This is a genomic window from Nostoc sp. UHCC 0251, from assembly GCF_034932245.1.
In the GTDB taxonomy this organism is placed as follows: domain Bacteria; phylum Cyanobacteriota; class Cyanobacteriia; order Cyanobacteriales; family Nostocaceae; genus Nostoc.
The window spans coordinates 1-19,307 of record NZ_JAYGHD010000307.1; the positions used below are offsets into that span (position 1 = coordinate 1).

General features: G+C 40.8%; 15 protein-coding genes and 1 pseudogene. 4 read left to right on the forward strand and 12 right to left on the reverse strand.

From position 1 onward, the window contains the following. The first annotated feature begins 506 nt into the window (after nucleotides 1-506). Nucleotides 507-1,448 (forward strand): N-acetylmuramoyl-L-alanine amidase, encoded by a 942-nt coding sequence (locus tag VB740_RS23825; RefSeq protein WP_323202353.1) that lies wholly within the window; start codon nucleotides 507-509, stop codon nucleotides 1,446-1,448. A gap of 336 nt (nucleotides 1,449-1,784) precedes the next feature. On the opposite strand, the gene VB740_RS23830 is transcribed toward VB740_RS23825, so the two are convergent. Next, a complete protein-coding gene (locus VB740_RS23830; RefSeq protein WP_323202354.1) occupies nucleotides 1,785-2,405 on the reverse strand; it encodes a hypothetical protein in 621 nt (206 codons plus the stop codon). 182 nt (nucleotides 2,406-2,587) lie between these two features. Further along, nucleotides 2,588-4,816 carry an EAL domain-containing protein gene (locus VB740_RS23835; protein WP_323202355.1) on the reverse strand — a complete coding sequence of 743 codons (2,229 nt, stop codon included), beginning with the start codon at nucleotides 4,814-4,816 and terminating at the stop codon, nucleotides 2,588-2,590. 328 nt (nucleotides 4,817-5,144) lie between these two features. Here VB740_RS23835 and VB740_RS23840 point away from each other — a divergent pair, with 328 nt between their 5' ends. Then, on the forward strand, nucleotides 5,145-5,339 hold the full coding sequence (locus VB740_RS23840) for a hypothetical protein (RefSeq protein ID WP_323202356.1): 195 nt from the start codon (nucleotides 5,145-5,147) through the stop codon (nucleotides 5,337-5,339). Between the two features lie 184 nt (nucleotides 5,340-5,523). Here the strand turns inward: VB740_RS23840 and VB740_RS23845 are convergent, their stop codons facing one another. After that, nucleotides 5,524-6,504: a helix-turn-helix domain-containing protein gene (locus VB740_RS23845; protein ID WP_323202357.1), complete on the reverse strand. Its 981-nt coding sequence runs from the start codon at nucleotides 6,502-6,504 to the stop codon at nucleotides 5,524-5,526. A gap of 658 nt (nucleotides 6,505-7,162) precedes the next feature. Here VB740_RS23845 and VB740_RS23850 point away from each other — a divergent pair. Beyond that, nucleotides 7,163-8,587 (forward strand): annotated as a pseudogene (locus VB740_RS23850) (hypothetical protein). A gap of 112 nt (nucleotides 8,588-8,699) precedes the next feature. Here VB740_RS23850 and mtnA read toward each other — a convergent pair. The 9 genes from mtnA to VB740_RS23895 form a co-directional block, all read right to left on the reverse strand. Further along, nucleotides 8,700-9,803: an S-methyl-5-thioribose-1-phosphate isomerase gene (mtnA, locus tag VB740_RS23855; RefSeq protein WP_323202358.1), complete on the reverse strand. Its 1,104-nt coding sequence runs from the start codon at nucleotides 9,801-9,803 to the stop codon at nucleotides 8,700-8,702. Continuing rightward, nucleotides 9,800-10,507 (reverse strand): acireductone synthase, encoded by a 708-nt coding sequence (mtnC, locus tag VB740_RS23860; RefSeq protein ID WP_323202359.1) that lies wholly within the window; start codon nucleotides 10,505-10,507, stop codon nucleotides 9,800-9,802. Before mtnC ends, mtnA begins: the two co-directional genes overlap by 4 nt. A gap of 151 nt (nucleotides 10,508-10,658) precedes the next feature. Beyond that, complete coding sequence (locus tag VB740_RS23865) at nucleotides 10,659-11,531, reverse strand: S-methyl-5'-thioadenosine phosphorylase (RefSeq protein WP_323202360.1); 873 nt, start codon at nucleotides 11,529-11,531, stop codon at nucleotides 10,659-10,661. Between the two features lie 75 nt (nucleotides 11,532-11,606). Beyond that, complete coding sequence (locus tag VB740_RS23870) at nucleotides 11,607-12,125, reverse strand: adenine phosphoribosyltransferase (protein ID WP_323202361.1); 519 nt, start codon at nucleotides 12,123-12,125, stop codon at nucleotides 11,607-11,609. A 169-nt stretch (nucleotides 12,126-12,294) separates the two neighbouring features. Next, entirely contained in the window at nucleotides 12,295-13,458 is a 1,164-nt protein-coding gene (locus tag VB740_RS23875; protein WP_323202362.1) for an ABC transporter permease, read from the reverse strand. Next, nucleotides 13,459-14,571 (reverse strand): ABC transporter permease, encoded by a 1,113-nt coding sequence (locus VB740_RS23880; RefSeq protein WP_323202363.1) that lies wholly within the window; start codon nucleotides 14,569-14,571, stop codon nucleotides 13,459-13,461. It abuts the gene before it with no gap. A gap of 14 nt (nucleotides 14,572-14,585) precedes the next feature. Continuing rightward, nucleotides 14,586-16,565 (reverse strand): ATP-binding cassette domain-containing protein, encoded by a 1,980-nt coding sequence (locus tag VB740_RS23885; protein WP_323202364.1) that lies wholly within the window; start codon nucleotides 16,563-16,565, stop codon nucleotides 14,586-14,588. Beyond that, a complete protein-coding gene (locus tag VB740_RS23890; RefSeq protein WP_323202365.1) occupies nucleotides 16,562-17,884 on the reverse strand; it encodes an HlyD family secretion protein in 1,323 nt (440 codons plus the stop codon). The genes VB740_RS23885 and VB740_RS23890 overlap by 4 nt, the downstream gene beginning before the upstream one ends. 156 nt (nucleotides 17,885-18,040) lie before the next feature. Next, nucleotides 18,041-18,481 (reverse strand): DUF5367 domain-containing protein, encoded by a 441-nt coding sequence (locus VB740_RS23895; protein WP_323202366.1) that lies wholly within the window; start codon nucleotides 18,479-18,481, stop codon nucleotides 18,041-18,043. A 100-nt stretch (nucleotides 18,482-18,581) separates the two neighbouring features. On the opposite strand from VB740_RS23895, the gene VB740_RS23900 reads away from it, so the two are divergent. Further along, nucleotides 18,582-19,235, forward strand: a complete 654-nt coding sequence (locus VB740_RS23900) for a TetR/AcrR family transcriptional regulator (protein ID WP_323202367.1) — start codon at nucleotides 18,582-18,584, stop codon at nucleotides 19,233-19,235. Nucleotides 19,236-19,307: the final 72 nt, after the last annotated feature.

A 19,307-nucleotide genomic window follows, 5' to 3' on the forward strand; every position in this document is an offset into this window, starting at 1 on the left:
GTTAAAGGAGTAAACATCTTTTCCCTTTACCCCTTGCCCTTTACCCCGCCAAGTTCCCTTGGCGAACTACTAGTACAGAATGACCGAAATCAACATATCGGTCCAAAAGCCTGTATTATCGGTTTTCCTCCTTCTACTCCTCTGCTTCTGTACCCCTTTGTCTTCTTGTACTAGGTAAATTTGTCATAGCTTTCTACTTTTACGAAGCGTTATTATTTTAAGGATGGAGATAATTGCTGCATTTCAGTTTATTGCAACAATCACCCAATTATTCCCGCTTTTGATAAATTATGAGAGTTGTGTCTTTCTTCCAAAAAGTGGGTTTTCCCACATAAACTCTATTTCCAAAGTTTGTAAACAAATTATTTTATTTACTAGCGTAGTAATGCTGAAAATAATGTGGATATTGCCAACAAGTATTTAAAGAAATTTATTAACAAAACTTTGTCTCTATAATTGGAAAAGTTTTGAATTAGTGTGAAAATAAGTAACTTGAGGATTAAATCATGAAAATTGGAATTGATAGTGGGCATAATTCTCCACCAGACACAGGAGCTAGAGGAATCAAAGTTGAGGATAACTTAACTCTAGATGTAGGTAATAGAGTTATAGCCAAGTTAAGAGCTTTAGGAAATGAAGTCGTAGTATGTAAACCAAGTAGTTCTAGAACAGTCACGGAATCACTCTCAAAAAGATGTTCTACAGCTAACGCGAGTAGAGTAGATATTTACGTCTCGATTCATTTTAATGCTTTTAACAGACAAGCTAATGGCACAGAAGTATTTGCAACTAGCGAAAATGGGAGAAAAATCGCTAAACCTGTATTAGATGAAATCGTCAAGTTGGGATTTTTTAATCGCGGTGTTAAGAGTGGTTCCCATTTGTATGTTCTGAAAAATACAGATATGCCTGCTATCTTGATAGAATGTTGCTTCATTGATTCGCAAAAAGATATGAATCTTTTTAATCCAGAAACAATGGCCAATGCGATTGTCAAAGGTTTAACTGGTAAATTGCCAAGTACTCCTGTTAACCCCGTACAAGATGAAGAAGATAATGTAGATGCCACTATTCTCAGACTGCAAAAATCCTTAAATCGACTAAAAATAACTGATAGAAATAATAGGGCGTTAGTAGAAGATGGCTTTACCGGGGCTAATACAAAATCTGCCACAGAAAAATTTCAGACTATTGTCGGGGTTCAAGCGACTGGAATTGCTGACTCAGCTACATGGAATGCCATAAATCTAATTTTGGCAAAACGAATTATCAGACCAAATCATGCTGGTGGTGCAGTTGTCAGATACTTGCAATATCGTGTAGGTGTTGAGGCTGATGGCGTCTACGGGCCGCAAACAGAGGTTGCAATTAAGAACTTTCAAAAGCAAAATGGTTTAGATGCCGATGGAATTGTTGGGCCTGCTAGCTGGCAGAAATTCATTGGTTAGATTAAGGAGTAAGCATTGTTTGTAGTTGGCGCTTTAGCCCTAAATTGCCAACTACAAACTTTTAACTTTTGGCTTGATTAAAAGAGATAACCAGGGCGTAGGAAGCCACCTATGCTGTTGACAGGAATATGTTCAACTTAACCAGGTTTACGTTTGATAACTATCAATCGCACTTGGTCACAGGTAATTTCCTATCGCTCTGGTGCTTTTTTGGCGGTGAAGTTTCGCCAAAAGTATAAAAGTAAAGGGCTTTTCAAGCCTATAATAATTGCTACTACTTTGTTGTATAAGTGAACACAATTTTTCGGGGTTTCAAATTTCAAAACACCTGGACTTTTAAGCAGCCACCAGATTGTTTAGCTGTAATTCACACTGTTGAAATACGTAATTGACAGCAGAAAATAATTTATCTAGCTCTTGAATAGAGTAAAATGTGATATTTCTGGTAAATACTTCATCTTTTAGCTTGCCAAATTGCCAGCGATCGCCATTAGAAACAACACCAAATATAGTAATTGTTAATTTATCATTTAATCTCTGTGCAGCAATCATTTCTGCCAGACATTGTGCCCACCCAGCTTCAAAATTATCTTGTTTTGCCTCTACTAAAATGAAGTATGGCTTGTCAAATACAACTTTGCCTAAAGGAGAACGTTTAGCCAAAATATATTCAGGAAATCCTGATAATTTTTCATCATAATTTAATGACTGATGGCTCCATAAAGTAAACTTGCTAGTGTATTTTTTCCAGACTTCCTTCAAAACTGGGTAGATCAAGTTTTCGCAAATGGCAAACTCTGAGTTATCCACTACTCCTTCCCGCATTACCGTTTCTAAGTCTTCCCGAAAGTAATCAGGAATATTGAACTCAGTTTCACCAATGAAATTCGATTCAGTATAGGTAGTTTGAAATGCTTTGAGAACTTCACCGATAGTTTTGTAACTACTGAAAGCCATATTGCCATCCTGAAGAAAATTTATCCGGTTGCTCAATTTACAGTTTAGCGATAATCAAACTGTGCGATCGCTCAACATCAAATTCACCCTATTATTAATAGAGTTTTTCCTTTTACGGAAGCATGGATAATCAACTAATCGACAATATTCACGATAATTAGCAGAGAACATAGAAACTGGCGCTAAAGGAGATATCTAACCTCAGTATCTTTACAATCCATCTGTACTACACAATTTCTTCCTTGTGCTTTTGCCTGGTAAAGTCCCTGATCAGCAGCAGCAATTAAGGTCGCGGGAGATAATTGACTATGGGGAGTGATGGTTGCCACACCAAGACTTAGGGTGATAAATTCACTGACATGAGAATGTGAATGAGGCATTTTTAATACACTAAGATTGTTTTGAATTTCTTTTGCAACTGCAATAGCCCCTTCGATATCAGTATTTGGCAAAATGACTGCAAATTCTTCTCCACCATAACGAGCGACTAAATCAGTGGGGTGTTTAACTGTTTGAGAGATTGCCTTGGCAACCTGTCTGAGCGCATCGTCTCCCGCCAGATGTCCATGTGTATCGTTGTAAAGTTTAAAGTAATCGACATCACACAAAATTAAAGATAGCGAACCTTGCTCTCGTGAAAACTTTTCCCACTGTACGTTTAACACATCATCAAAACAGCGTCGATTTGCCACTTGGGTTAGACCATCCGAACAAGCAAGGCGCTGTAATTCCTGGTTTGCTTGTTGTAATTGGTGGTAAAGTTCGGATTGCTGAATAGCGATCGCAGCTTGTCCCGCTAACTGGTTAAACAAGTTAATCTCCGATTGCTGCCATTGTCTGGGGTTATGGCATTGGTGAGCGATTAATAATCCCCACAAATGCTCTTGCTGCAAAATAGGCACAACAAGATTTGCCCGAATTTGCAAACTCCGCAAAAGGTCAACATGACACGGCGATAGTCCTGCATTTTCAACGTCTTCGATCGCTCTGGTGTTACCTTGTTGGTAGTAAGCTGCACGTGTAGATTTAAAGCAGGTGTCCATGACGTGAAATCCAAAAATTGACATGCACCCTTCTGCTAAGGATTCTACAGCGACTAACCCACTCCAGTCTGGCTCAAACTGGTAGATCACCACTCGATCTACCTCAAACAGTTGCCGCACTTCGGCTGCTGTAGTTTGCAAAATCTCGTCTAACTCCAACGATTGGCGAATGCGCTGCGTGACAGCGGCGACAATTCTCTCGGACTCGCTTTGGTGTTGGACATGCCACTCAACCTGCTTACGATCTGTCGATGCTAAAGTTAGGGCGATCAGATCAAAGTGAGGAGTTGTAGTCACAGGCACTGCATTGGGTTTAGCAATCAAATAGCCTTGAGCAAAAGTTGCGCCTCGTTCTCGCAGCCAATTCAGTTCCTCAATGCACTCAATTCCTTCAGCAACGGTCTGGATGTTTAATTTTTGAGCAATTTCTAGTAGCTTCTCGGTAATTGAGGCTTTGTACAGGTCTTGATGTACATTCCTTATTAACTCCATGTCCAACTTGATAAAGTCTGGACGTAATTGATGCAGCAAGTTTAGGCTGGAATAGCCAGAACCGAGGTCATCAAGGGCAACTAAAAAACCAGCATCCCGGTAGTATTGAAGCACTGCTTTGAGGTGGTCTAAATCTTGAGGATTATCTGACTCCACGACTTCAAAGACAACGCGTTCATGGGAAATGCCGGCAATATCAATCGCCTCTACAGTACTACCTAGGCAAGAAGCTGGGTCATAAAGTGACGTTGGTGCAAAATTGATGAAGATGTGCCCACTCACTTGATGGCGGTTGAATTGAGCGATCGCGCTCAGGCGAGCAACTTGGTCGAGTTGTGGTATGAGTCCGGCTTCGGTTGCTAACTCTATAATTGACCCCGGTAGGATTAAGTTGCCTTGTTCATCCAACCCTCGCAAAAGCGATTCATATCCAAAAATCTGCGATGTATCCTTAATTGAGACAATTGGTTGGAAGTAACTGGTGAATCGTTCCGTTGCCAGCATTTCAACCAGCCAGTCGGATTGATTGAACTTAATGAAGCGTTGTAATGAGGCTATGTCACTAAAATCGTGGAGTTGAGGTTGGATAGCACCTCGAATGAAAAGGACTTGCGTCTCTTTTAATTCTCTCGGTGCGAGTAGTTGCGCCAGATTACGGGCAATTTCTTGGGACTGTCCGGGTCTACAGTCCAAACTCAAACCTGGACGCTCGTGCATCAGTTCATACTCAATGGCAAACTGCTGTAGGTAAGAGGTGGCTTTTTTCAGGGTATGTGGAACGGGGAACCAGAGGAAGAGCCTACCTGCCTCTTGAGTCTGGCAGCGTGCAACATTGCGACAAGCACAGGTTTTAGAGATAGGACATATTTGGCTCATAACTAATTACTTTGTTCAATCCGATTTACTTTATTATTCCCAACATTTTTAGTGTAAAAGATAAACTATACTTCAAATAGATAAAGATTTGATGAGTTCGGCAAACTGAATAATTTACCTGTTCAGGTAACTCACTAATATATCTTTTATATCTTTAACTTTAGAATAAATACTTAATTAATAGTTAGTATTTTTTGGGAATCAAGTAAATTAATGACAAGTAGAATTAGCAATTTAAGATACAGAGAAAAGTAGAAGCTAGCCAAACTAGTAAAAATATTTAGCTGAATTATTTAAGAGTAAATATATATTACTAAGGGTCTCGGCTATGTCTACCATTGTATCTCGCCTCATATCACGCAAATCTTCGCTCGTTGTGGATGATTTCTGCAATCAGTGGCAAAGTTTATGGCCACAAGTACCACAGTTAGCATCCACCAAAGGAGAACGTCGCAGTCAGTCCAGGATGCATTTATCGAAAGTGATGATAATAGTAATCGCAAGTAATCGCGTTTCATGGTAGCGGTTATAAGACTTTTAAGGAGTTTTATACCTTGCACGTACTACAAAGTTGGCGTGGAGCATTTCCAAACTTGGTCAGCTACACAAGGTTTGTGGAACTCATGCCTTCTCTTCTCTACGAGAGGCTGCGCCAACGAGACGCTACGCGAAGGTGTAAAATGATTGTTGTGTTGTTCGAACTCACGTTAGTATAATCTTTCTGGTGGGGAAATATCAGATCCGACAGCCACACCAGTGTTAGTAGATTTAATCCCTGGTTTAACAGTAGGGGATTGTTGTTTTGACGATTGTAAAACAGAAGAAGAGTTATCTTGCTCAATTGATATATTGGTATTTGCTTGTTGCTGGGACATCAAAGCTAATCCTCCCATTGCACCAGCAAGAAGAGCTGTATAACCTACATATAAATGCGTCGGACGAATTTCCAATCCCATTCCTTTTTGAGTTTGCTCGGAAAAGGGGTGAGTTACTGGTATAGCTGCTAGGCATGGCAAAGAACCAGCTAAAGCAACACCATTAAGTCCTAAAGCATCTCCATAACGTCGTATAAATCCACGTACAAAAATGTCATCTGATAATTCTTTCCAGTTGCCGTTTTCTAATGCCTCTATCAGCTCCGTTCGGATATGAGTGGAAAGCTGGATGTGGTCTAAAGAAAGCCCTTTGGACTGACGGGTTTTTTGGAGTTGTTGCCCGATTTCACGTAGGCATGCCATGCGTTGTTGAGCTGCTTGTTCAGCAAGTTCTGCTTGAGAAATTCTCTGATGATTCAGCAATTGTAGTGGTTTTTTCCACAACGAATTTTCTGCTGTATTTTTAGAGGGTTTCTCCCGGAGAGTACAATGCTCCTGCTGTATCTCTGATGGAAGATTGACTGTTTCTGTGGCTTGCTTGGTATCTGTAGCTGTTTCAACTTTTTGAGATTGTTGGGCAAATTGTTGAAATGCTAACCCGATCGCTTCTCTACCTACGGCTTTTAATAAATCTTGAGCCTGATCTGTTTTTTCACCTATTAACTTCTGCACAATAGCTAAAGCACGTCGATAAACTCGGCTACGGTGCAGTTGTACTTCTATTTCTCCTAAAAGCGATCGCAACTCATCTTGAGGAATTTCAATATTGAGATTGTCCAGAATTTGCAAATAATATACAGGAGTAGTAACCATTGTGAAAGCCTTTTATATTAACTCAAGAAAAGAAAGTTACAATCATATGTTCACTATTTTTCCTAACTTCACCTTTGTGTTCCGGATAGTATTTGTATAATTTAAATTTTTTAATTGATCACCAACACTGAAGCGAGACAGTAATAAACGTAATCTTAATTGTAAAAATGATACCAATATCTTTTTGAAAAAAACCTTGGGTGGGTACCAAGGACTAAAAGAGGCAACGGAGCTTGTACTCCGCCCCAGTTCAAGGTATACTGAGTAAAATTTAAGTCGGGTTCCTCTAGCTATTTTCTCATCTAGAACTTAAAATAGTCGTTAATACTGTTTGCGGGACTTTGGTGCGACTTCCGAACCTAGCCTGTAACGCTATCCTAGCTTGTCGTGTCGTCATTCCCCGAACAGTACCCCCAAAGAAAAGGGTGTTGGGGGTAGGGGGTAGGGTGTAGGGGAAGAAGTGATGCAATATTCTTCACAAATGGCACGCTTGATAAGCGTAAATTCCTGGTATTTCTGGGTTTTGGTTGTAGGCTCGGGTGTGGGGAATTAAGAATGTGTTGAACTGCTTAACGTACTCGCATTTAATTGTCTTAAACACTACCCCCCACACCCTACCCCCCACACCCTACACTCTACCCCCTGTTTTCGGTCAACAATGGAAATTAATCGGGCTAACCAACATCAGCAGGTGGCAAGGGAAGATTTAGTCATGTTCATTAATGCCTGCCTCTCCTGCACAGGACAGCGTGAGTTCTATGGTGATGGTTACGGGCAGCGTGTATCTATTGACTTTTTGCACGACTATATTTTAGGTAATTACCGATTACTCTATACCCGGACATTGGCAGCAGGGATTAACCACTTCAACCAAGCGCAGATTATCCTCAAATTACTAGCAACAGGAAAACATACACCCCCTGAACATCGACAAGAAGAAGGTGCATTAATTGCCGCAGCATTAACAGCCCTACCACCACAACGAGGTTGGGAAGTATTGCAACAATTGCGGAAAAGAAGTATCAATAATCGTCGTAGCAGAGCGATCGCTCGTGATTATCTCCAGCAAAAACATGACATTAACTTTGATGCTGTGAAGTATCGCTCCAAATTTCGAGCTGTAGCCTCCCATGCTCACCTCACGCTACCAGGAGAATTAGGTAATTTTCTCTTTGGGAAATGGAAACAGCAAGTTTATCAAACAGAGCTATTCGAGACATTTCGCCAAGCGCACTATAGCGCTCAAGCAGTTTATCAACTACCCTTTACAGTTGCCGAAGGTTTAGCAGCAAAACATGGAATTAAACGAGAGGTCTTTTTATCTCGTATTCAAGAGCAAATGACCTTGAATGAAAAATTGCGCTTTCAAGGTTCAGCCAACCGCACAGAAGTAGAAATCGACATTAATTTAGGTCGTCTCCCCCTAACTCGTTTGGCGCTGTATATCCTATCCTTGCCATTGGATACTCGCAAACAGCAGTGGGATATCTTAAACCAAGCATTAGAGAAATCTGCTGCTTTCACATTAAGAAAATCACCCCTAAAACTAGGACGAGTAGCCGCAGTTCTAGATTGCAGCTACTCCAGTTCCGGTTCAGCCGAAAAACATCGTCGTCCTTTAGGGGTAGCTTTAGCTACTCATTACTTACTAAAAGCAGCATCCCAGGAATACCAAGCTTTTTGGACAGCATCAACCAACGATCCACTGCTGATTCTACCTCGTGGACAAACAGACCTAGCTACTCCCCTACTCGATGCTTTGGACTGGAGCGCAGATTTAATAGTACTTGTCACCGATGGTTGAGAAAACGATCCTCCCAGTGGAGCATCAGAAATTCTACGTGTATATCGCGATCGTTTAGACCCGAAACAAAAAACTTCGATTATTCATTGCAATCCTGTTTACAATGCCGATGACTTTTCTTTACACCCCCTTAGTCCCGCAATTCCCACAGTAGGATTACGAGATGCAGAAGATTTACCTACGATGTTGGGCTTTGCCCGGTTTGCTGAAGGTTCTGCATCTTTAGCCGAATTGGAATCATATTTAGCAGAGCGAGTCAAGCAAATGTTAGGGGGGTAGGGTGTTGGGTGTAGTGAGACGGCGTTGGACGGAGCTTGGAACTCCGCCCAACGCAATCGTGCTTCTTCCCCAACACCCCACACCCTACACCCGCCCCAACGGGGCTGGTCAGTTATGCTAATACGCATGTACCAAAATTTAGAGATCGCCTGTGACAGTTGCGTAAGTCCTGTTTGTGAAAAATACCCTGTTCTGTGATCAGTCCAGTTACTAGATGAGCAGGCGTAACATCAAAGCTATAGTTGGCAGATTGAACCTGTGGCACAGTAATACAAACCTTCTCTAATTTGCCTTGGTCAGTTAATCCAAAAACATGCGTAACTTCTTCTGTATTACGCTGCTCAATGGGAATTTCCGTAATGCCATCTTTTACTGACCAGTCAATTGTTGGTGTGGGTACAGCTGCATAAAACGGTACGTTATTATCGTTGGCAGCCAGAGCTTTTAGATAAGTACCAATTTTATTACAAACATCACCTTGAGATGTTACCCTGTCAGCACCAACTAAACAAATATCTACCATGCCATGCTGCATTAGGTGTCCACCCACATTATCAACAATTAAGGTGAATGGAACACCATGCTGGGCAAGTTCCCACGCTGTTAAGGCTGCTCCCTGATTTCGTGGGCGAGTCTCATCAACCCAAACGTGAACAGGAATACCAGCATCATAAGCCATATAAATTGGTGCTAGTGCTGTTCCCCAATCGAGTGTTGCCAACCAGCCAGCATTACAGTGCGTCAGAATGTTAACAGTGTCTTGTTTTTGTTGATAAATTTCTTTTATAAGTTTCAAGCCATACTTACCAATAGACTCATTAATCTTAATATCTTCCTCGCAGATTGCTTTTGCCTCTGCTAAGGCGGCTTGATAACGTTGACTGATAGGTAATGGTAGAAGCTTTTGCTTCATCCGATTTAAAGCCCAGGCCAGGTTAACTGCTGTTGGGCGGGTTGCCAGTAATTTTTGACAGGCAGTTTCGAGGGTTGTATTATCTGGATTATCTTGCAAGGCAAAACATAATCCCCATACAGCGACAGCTCCAATCAACGGTGCTCCGCGCAACCACATTTCGTGAATAGCAGTCACAACTTCTTCTGTTGTCCTAAGATTAACAAAAACTAGCTGGTGTGGTAGTTGCCTTTGATCTATAATCCGAATAGATTCGTCAGAATTAACTGTAATTGAGTGATACCAAATATCATTAATTTTCATAAGAATTTCAGAGGGATTTGTGAGAAGTTTTTTACATAGATAAAGTCATCAGATACAGGCATAGTTTCTCTACTTAACCCACAAACGTTTAAATTAGCAGCACTGGCCGCAGCTAACTCTTGTGAAGAGTCAGACAAGAACAAAATCTCCTGTGGAAGGACAAGTAATTTATGTGCAATGGTAAGGTAGGACTGACTCTCTATCTTACTGCCTGTAGTTGTATCGAAGTACTTGGAGAATAATGGGGTTAAATCTCCCATTAAAGTGTTTTGAAACAATAGTTTTTGAGCAGCAACCGAACCAGAAGAATAAATAGCTAGTGTTAAACCCGTAGCATACCAATGTTGAAGATATTCTACAGCATCAGGATATACATGAGCCTTTAGTTCACCACTGTTATATCCTTCTTGCCAGATTAAACCTTGCAAGGTTTTTAATGGAGTAATTTTGCGGTCTTCAGCGTGCCAAATCATCAATTTACTCAGACAGCTTTCCACATCAAGATTTGATTGGTCGCTGATTTCTCTGACTTGTTGTAGGATACCCTGAATAACCGACAATTCTAAGTGGTTCTGTACCCATTCTGATAAATGTTTTGCAGAATACGGAAAAAGAACTTCATGTACAAAACTAATATCGGTTGTAGTACCTTCAATGTCCGTAAGAATAACTTTAATTTGATTGTTTTGGTAAGTAACTGTCATAGTTTGAAAACTTTATTACAGTTAAATCGCTACTGAAATACTTTACTCGTTTTCTTTTTCGCAGAAAGCCGTGATAAGTTGCTCACTTCAGTATGAATTTATGGATACATTCCTCATTCTGCTGCATAATATAAGCTAAAGTTGCTGATAGTCAAAAATACCGCTTCAATAAAAATTCTAACTTCTCTTTCGTGGCTAAAGGAACTTTATCCATTTGAGTAAGAATTGCATTCTTTAAAGCTGAGTGAGCATCTGAGGGTGGTGAGTTTTCCTTAAGACGGCGTATTGTTTCCTGAATTACCTTTTGTGCATTCACTGCATTGCGTTGTAGATTGGCAATGACCATCTCAACTGTTACACTGTCATGATCTGGATGCCAACAGTCATAATCAGTTACTAAAGCTAAGGTTGCATAGGCAATTTCTGCCTCTCTCGCTAATTTGGCTTCTGGTAAGTTGGTCATTCCAATCACTGTAGCCCCCCAGCTACGGTATAGACGTGACTCTGCTTTAGTTGAGAATGCTGGGCCTTCCATGCAAACATAAGTGCCACCAGAATGTAGGGTAACATTTGGTAATTCCAGGTTAGCAATCACATCTGCTAACACTGTAGCCAGCTGATTACACACTGGATTGCCAAAAGCAATATGAGCAACAATTCCTTCTCCAAAAAAGGTAGATATCCGATTCTTTGTTCTGTCAATAAACTGATCTGGTACTACCATATCTAATGGTTTAACCTCTTCCTTGAGTGAGCCAACTGCTGAAGCAGAAATCAAGTACTCAACTCCTAAGTGTTTCATGGCATAGATATTAGCACGGAATGGAATTTCAGAAGGTAAAAGACTATGATTGCGATTGTGACGAGCAAGGAAAGCAACTTTTACCCCTTCTAAAGTTCCTATTATCAAAGCGTCGGAAGTTGCTCCAAAAGGTGTATCAATACTAACTTCTTTCACATCCTTCAGGGCATCCATTTTGTATAGACCACTACCGCCAATAATTCCAATTTTTGCCTGAACCATGCTTTTTCCCTTGTATTTAGTTGCAGAATACACACTAATTATTAATGCTTAATTGCATAAAAATGGCTGCGATCGCTAGTATTCAACTAATGCAATAATTGGTACATCTGGTAAATACTTACGCCCGTGTAAATTTTTTAACTCCACAATGAAGCTAAAGCCCACTAGTTGACAACCAATTTGCTTGATTAACTTTGCTGTAGCATTGGCTGTTCCACCTGTAGCTATTAAATCATCCACAATCAGAACTCGACTTCCTGCTTCTAGAGCATCTTGATGTACTTCTAGGCGGTCTGTACCGTACTCTAGCTCATACTCAACCGAGTAAACTGAACAAGGCAATTTACCAGGTTTACGGACTGGTACAAAACCAGCTTCTAATTTATAAGCCAATGGTGCGCCAACAATGAAGCCTCGTGATTCAATTCCTACTACATAATCTACACTTAGCCCAGCAGCATTAATCTTTTGGGCTAGGGAATCAATTGTGTAATTTAGTCCATTTGAGTTACGTAGCAGTGTGGTTATGTCTCGGAAATAAATTCCGGGTTTGGGAAAGTTGGGGACATCACGAATTAAAGATTTTAAATTCATATATTTGTTAGGCAATAACTACACAGACATGGTATCAATTAGAGAAAAACATAAATGGTTTTCATTCGGATCTGGTATCTTATTTAATGATTATTTTTCTAATCATTCACAATACTTTTTTGGACAAATTATTGAAAAAACTACCCTGAATTAGATTTTATTGATCAGCTTAATTTAATTGCTGTCGAAATTGTCTAATACTGAGATACATGAGGAATACAGCGAAAATTAGCAGGATAAGTGCTTGATTCCATAGTATTTCAAACCCAACTCCTTTGAGCAATATTCCGCGACAGGCTTCGACAAAGTAGCGTAATGGATTCAGATAACTTAACCATTGCATATAATCAGGCATTGCAGATATAGGGCTGAAAGGGCCAGCTAAAAAAACTAAAGGTGGGTTAACAAAGGCAGTTGATAGTAATGCCTGTAGTTCGGTTTTGGTGAAGCAAGCTAACAAAACACCAATGCAAATTACTACCCAAAAATAAAGTACTGCTATGGTGGTATAAACTAGTAAAGCACCATTAAATGGAAGATTAAAGAAAAGTCTACCTATAACAAGAGCAACAAGAGAATTACAAGTGAGTAAGATTAGTAGTGGAAAAATTTTTGCCAAGATAACTTCTGTGTCAGAAGCTGGAGTTATCATCAGAGCTTCAATAGTCCCCGCTTCTTTTTCCCTAACTACCAATGATGAGGCAGCCTGAACACCAACTACTGTGAATAAAACACCAATTGCACCCGAAAAGATAAACCAGGAACTTTCTAGCCCCGGATTGTAGAAAACGAAAGTATTAGCTTGGACGTTGCCAGTTGTGAGAGCTATATTAACAGTTTGAGAATGGCGGTTCAATTGACGTAAGTTGTAGTCACTGACTAATCGGCTCATGTAATTTGAAGCAATACTTGCTGTATTAGCATCCACAGCATTGTATAGAACCTGCACTTGGGCAGTATGTTTACGAGCAATGTCATCAGTAAATTCGGGTGGAATAGTGATGCCAACTGTCAGATTCCCAGCAGCTAAGGCATCTGCCATTTCTTTTTGAGAATTGTAGTATTTACTGATTACAAAGACATCTGTTTGGTTCAAAATCTCAACTAATTGACGAGACGTACTGCTATTACTATAGTCAGTAATACCAACCTTTAGGTTTTGAAAGTTTGGATTTAGGGCAAATCCAAACATTATTAATAATATGTTAGGCGTTATTAGAATTGTGACTAGAAGCTGACGATTGTGTGAAAGTTGTGCAATTTCTTTGTTAAATAATGCCCAGAACCGACTATTACAAATTTTATCTATTAGTTGTATAAACTGCTTTTTCATTTAATCCTCCAATTGCATACGCCGTAGTTTCCACCAAGCCAGCAAGAAAAAGAAACCTGCCAGAACTCCCAAAGTTAGAACCGAACTCCAAGCTATAGACCAGCCCATGCCCTGAGAAAATGCATCACGAGCCAGTAAAATATAGAAAGTAGTTGGTGTAAAATTGGCAAGCCAACGCAAAGCAGTAGGAATGTTAGCAATTGGATAGGTAAAACCAGACATCAGCCAGGGCAACATGAAGGTGGTTGCAACTACTACCTGAACTACAACAGGGAGAGATTTGAAATTACTACCAACAAAGATGCCCCAGAGAACGCCACAAGCTACATATAATGCAGAACCAACTATCAGAGGGGTAGGGTCACCAGCATACCAAAGACCAAAGAAAAACCACGCCATCACGTTTGTCAGAAATACCTCTGTGATTCCCACTAACCAGTAAGCCATTGTCTTACCTAATAAATACTCAGTGCCAGTGAGGCTAGAGGCGTAAACTTGGATAATAGTCCCATGCTCCCACTCTTTGGCTGTAGCTAGACCAGCAAACAATGGGGGAAGTAGTGTCAAAGACATACCCATAGCTCCTGGCCCAACGTAATTTAAGCTTTTTAAACCAGGGTTGTACCAAAACTGTGATTGAATGTTTACAGCGATCGCAGTTTTGTGATTCAAATTTCCAACAAAGGCATTATTAGTTGCGATCGCATAATTGCGAATGAGATTAGCAGTGTTAGCATCAGTACCATCTACTAAGATTTGCACTTGAGCTTCACGTCCATGCCGCAAGTCTCGCGTAAACTCTGGAGGAATAATCAGACCTGCTGCAATTTTTCCTTGATTGAGCATTTGAGGTACCTTGACTTTTGAGCCAATGGCAACTATTTTGAATTTGTTTGTACGCTCAAAAGTAGCAATGTACTCGCGGCTAGTATATGTGATATCTAAATCCTGAACAGCGAAATTAATATTGTTCACATCAAGAGATGATGTTAAGCCAAACAGCAGCATTGCAAACACAGGTAAAAGAAATGCTAATGCCAATATCAGTTGGTCACGTTTAAGTTGTACGAGTTCTTTGATTGTCTGGGTAATGACCCGTTTTGGTCGTACCATCACAATTTATCCTTCTACTCTGTTGGCACATATAAACCACGCTGTTGGGCTTGAGCCACAATACTGATAAAAACATCCTCCAGAGAGAACTCAATCTCACGATAGCTATCAACTATAATTCCTGCTTGTTGTAGCCAGGATTGAATTTGCGGTATCTCAGTTCGATGAGTGTCTAAAATTGTGTGCAAACATGAACCGAAAATAGACATTCGCCAAGGCTCAAACTTATCTTTAAGCAGTTTTGCAGCTTTCTGTAAAGGATTGCACCGCCATTCCACTAACTGTCCCGGTTGCTGAGATTTTACTTGGCGGGGAGTTCCTTGAGCAACTATCTCTCCTGCAACCATGAAACCTAAACGGTGACACTGTTCGGCTTCTTCTAAATAATGTGTAGTAACTAGTATCGCCATGCCTTCACGGGCAAACTCGTTAATCCAACGCCAAAACTCACGTCTTGCTAGGGGATCAACACCAGAGGTTGGCTCATCTAAAAACAAAACTTTAGGTTCGTGCATAACTGCTGCACCAAAAGCCACTCGCTGTTTCCAACCACCTGGTAAGTCAGCAGTTAACATATCTCCTTTGCCGATCAGGTCGCTCATCTGCAATACCCAGTTTTTCTTGGCTCGGCGATAGCGATGCGGTATACCATATACACCACAATAAAACTCTAAGTTTTGTTCGATTGTAATGTCATCGTAGAGGGTAAACTTTTGAGACATATAGCCAATTTTCTGCCTCACTAAAGAGCTACTTAAGGCATTTGTTTCGCCTGCTAAAGTTACTCTCCCAGAACTGGCTGGAAGTAAGCCGCAGAGCATTTTGATTGTGGTTGTTTTTCCAGCACCATTGGCTCCTAATAAACCAAAAACCTCACCATATTTAATATCCAAGTTGATTTGTTTGACAGCATGAAACTTACCAAAGGTTTTATTGAGATTTTGTGCGCCGATCGCAGTTCCAAAATCTTGTACTTGATGGCAAATTTGAGGATAGTTACACCTTGGACTGTCAGCTTTGAACTGTCGCAGACGCGCAACAAAAATGTTTTCTAGAGTTGGGGTATTAATAACTATGTTTTGCAGGTTTAGCTGTTGCTGCTGTAAAATACACTGCATTTTCTCAATAGTCTGGTGGGGCTGTGCTGTTAACACATCCAGATGATCTCCAAAGCGCTGTGTGTCTGAAACTAACTGATGTAAATCAGCGTTCTGCTGGAGAATATCCTCAGCCTGATCTAGCTGGGCAATTGGTAGGTAAACTTCCAAGCGTTGCACACCTAAGCTCGCTTTTACCTCAGCAACGGTGTCACACTGCTGAATCTTGCCCTCATACATGAGAGCAATTCGTGAGCAGCGTTCTGCTTCATCTAGATATGGTGTAGCTACTACTGTAGTCATACCTTCATCAGCAGCTAATTGCGCTAAAATATCCCAAAACTCACGGCGTGAAACTGGGTCTACACCTGTGGTTGGCTCATCTAGTAGCAAAATCTGCGGTTGATGAATCAGCGTACAACATAACCCAAGTTTCTGCTTCATGCCCCCTGACAAGTTCGCTGCTAAACGATCTTGGAATCGTGCTAAACCTAAAAATTCTAAGAAATATTTGCTACGAGTTTTGAAGGCTGCCTCACGCACTTCACGTAGACCTGCTGCATAGCGCAAATTTTCTATAATACTCAGGTCTGGGTAGAGACTAAATCGCTGGGTAAGGTAGCCCATCTGTAAACGCGCATCTTGTGGACGAGAACCCAGTACTTCAATAATGCCACTAGTCTGAGGCATGACACCTGAAAGCATCTGAAATGTTGTGGTTTTACCTGCTCCATCAGGGCCGATCAATCCAAAAATTTCACCTTTGTAAATATCTAGATTGATTCCGGCTACAGCTTCCTGCGCTTGCTTGCTGTAACGATACCGAAGATCACGGATCAATATTGTCGGGGTGTGAATTTGCTGCTTGGGTGCGATCGCTAAAAAGGTTTGATTCATAGTCTAAAAAACCCTAATATAAAAGGATTTTTAGCAGCACGCTTTTGTTGTTGCTGTGGAATCAAAATGCGAGCATCAGCAGGTATTCCTGGTTTTGCTAAACCTTGCGGGTTTTTAAGCGTGAGTTCCACACCAAATACTTGAGTAACTCGGTCTTTTTGGAAATAAATGTTTTCTGGGGTAAAGCTGGCTTTGGAGTCTATGCGAGTTACTATTGCCTCTAGCGGTTGGGTGGGAATAGTATCCAAATAAACCAAACTAGACTGATTGATTTTGACTTTACCTATTTCCTCCACTGGAACAAAGCCACGCAGATAAAGATGATTAAGATTAACTATTGACAATAGTGGAGCACTATTTGCAACTACTTCACCTACTTCCACCGAACGAGTGGTAATAGTACCACCAAGTGGGCTTTGAATTACTAAATCATTCAATTTTGCTTGAATCTGCGATTGGTTGGCTTGAGCATCATGAATTTCTTGCTCGGCCTCCTCTATATCAGTGTGAGCTTGAACAATTTGCTTCTCAATTTGTAAGGCAGCAGCAGCACGAATAGGTCGGTTACGGAGGGTTGCTTGAGCTTGAGTTAGGGTTCCTTGGGCTGCTAAAAGCTCTTGTTTGGCAAAATCAACACGTGCTTGTTGTACTTTTAAATCAGCAGTATCTTCATCCAACTGTTGGGCAGATACAGCACCTTCGGCGTACAATTTGCTGGTACGTTTTTGTTTTACCTGTGCCAGATGCAAACTTGATTGAGCTTCTACTAATTGGGCATGTGCGGAAGCTATAGATTTTTGTGCCTCAAACACTTTACCCTGTGCTTCTTGAGCCACTTGTTCAGTTGCCAAATTGGCTTGCTGTAACTGTGCTTGCATTACAGGTAATTGTAGCTGTTGACGCTTTAACCTTTGTCGTGCTGCTTGTACTTTAGCAATTGCTCCTTGCATCTCTGCACGTACTTGGGAATCATCAATTTGCACTAACAGTTGACCTGGCTTAACAAAATCTCCTTCTCTAACATTCAAAATAGCAATTTTGCCACCGCTCTTAGCAGATATATGCGTTTCATAACCCTCAATTCGTCCACTTAAAAACAAACCTTCAGGTTCTGATTGACGAGGGAAGAAACGGTAAATACCATACCCTACACCAGTTAAAATCCCAGTTATAGCCAAGAGTAGCACTAGTTTTGAAATCTTTCGCTTTGGCTTTTGGAAACTTGTTTGAGGTTGGGTTGATTGATCTTCTGGATATTTAACAAAATTGTTAGGTGTTTGCTGAGATTGATTATCTAATGCGTTAGGACTTTTTACCATAAACGCTTACTCAACATAAGGTTAATTAACTGTAGGAAGTGTTAGGTACACTTTGATGTATGATTGCAGAAATCAAACCCGTGTGTTAGATAGACTAACTCATCCTACGATTTGAAAATTTACCGCACTTGTAACTCAGCACTATTCATTTGGCTGTTAGACTTTTTGCGAATTACGTTTGAGACTAGAAATTACCCCTGTTAAGAAGACGATCGCATAACCCCAAAGTAACCATCCTCCATAAAGTCTATCTACTGCTACAGACATATTAGGGAATGCCTGTGGAAAGAAGTATGTTGTTGGCACATCAAGCAGCATTCCTGGAATTCCTAAACAAAGAGCAACATTAATTCGCTGTTGAGGCTTGACATTTTGCCAACGAATAACGCCATAAACTATCAGTGGTAAGAACAATAGCGACCACAGAAAATTAAGTCCCATGACGAGGTTGTTATCGGGGATAAGGATTACCTGTCCCCACAACCGCAGAATCACAGTCGCAGTTAACCAGATTAAAAAACCAAGAAAGATAAAGAATCTGTAGGAGACTTGCTTGTTAGAACTTTCACTCGTAGGGAATTGAGTTGTACTTTGCATGGTACTCTCCATTAAAAATGCGATAAACTAGAAAGCGAGGTTAACCTCACATTTATAAAATACGAGATTAACCTCGCGTTTGTCAACCTAGATTTGAATTATGACTGAAGTTTTTCATCCAGAACAACTGCGACGCCTACCACAACAAGCACGTAGTCGGGAGCGGTTTAACCGGATTCTGAACGCGGCGGCTGAGTTATTTGCAGAAGTAGGCTTTGAATCTACAACCACTGATGAAATCGCAGCGCGTGCAAAAACTTCTGTTGGTGGACTATATCGTTTTTTTCCAGATAAGTTAGCTATATTCCACGCTTTAGCCAATCGCTATATAGATCAGCTAAGAGAAATATTTACAGCACTTCATACTGAAGAAAGTACCCAATGGAACCTCGACACTTACGTCAGCCAAGTAGTCGATGTCTTCGATCAGTTTGTTGCCGCAAATCCTGCCTTTCGAGTTGTATTTGTTCAATCTCGTCTTGTCTCTACAGAGGTTATTGCTATGGATACGGCCTTGAACCTGGAAATCGCACAACAACTGGCAGCTTTTTTTGGAGTCCGTAATCCTTCGTTAAATCCAAGTCAGAGAGATTTGCTGGCAATGATAGTTGTTGAGGTCGCAAGTGCTCTAGAAATTCTCTCACTGACGCGCGATCGTGATTTTCAAGATCGAGTTCTCATCGAAACCAAAAAAATATTGACTTCCTACCTACAGCCGTATTTCTCAGTTAGAACACATGGCGAATGTCACTAGCCCTCGTGGAGTCCACGTCCACGTTTCTCTTTGATTTCTATTTTTTTGACTTCGATATGTCCGTGAAATGTT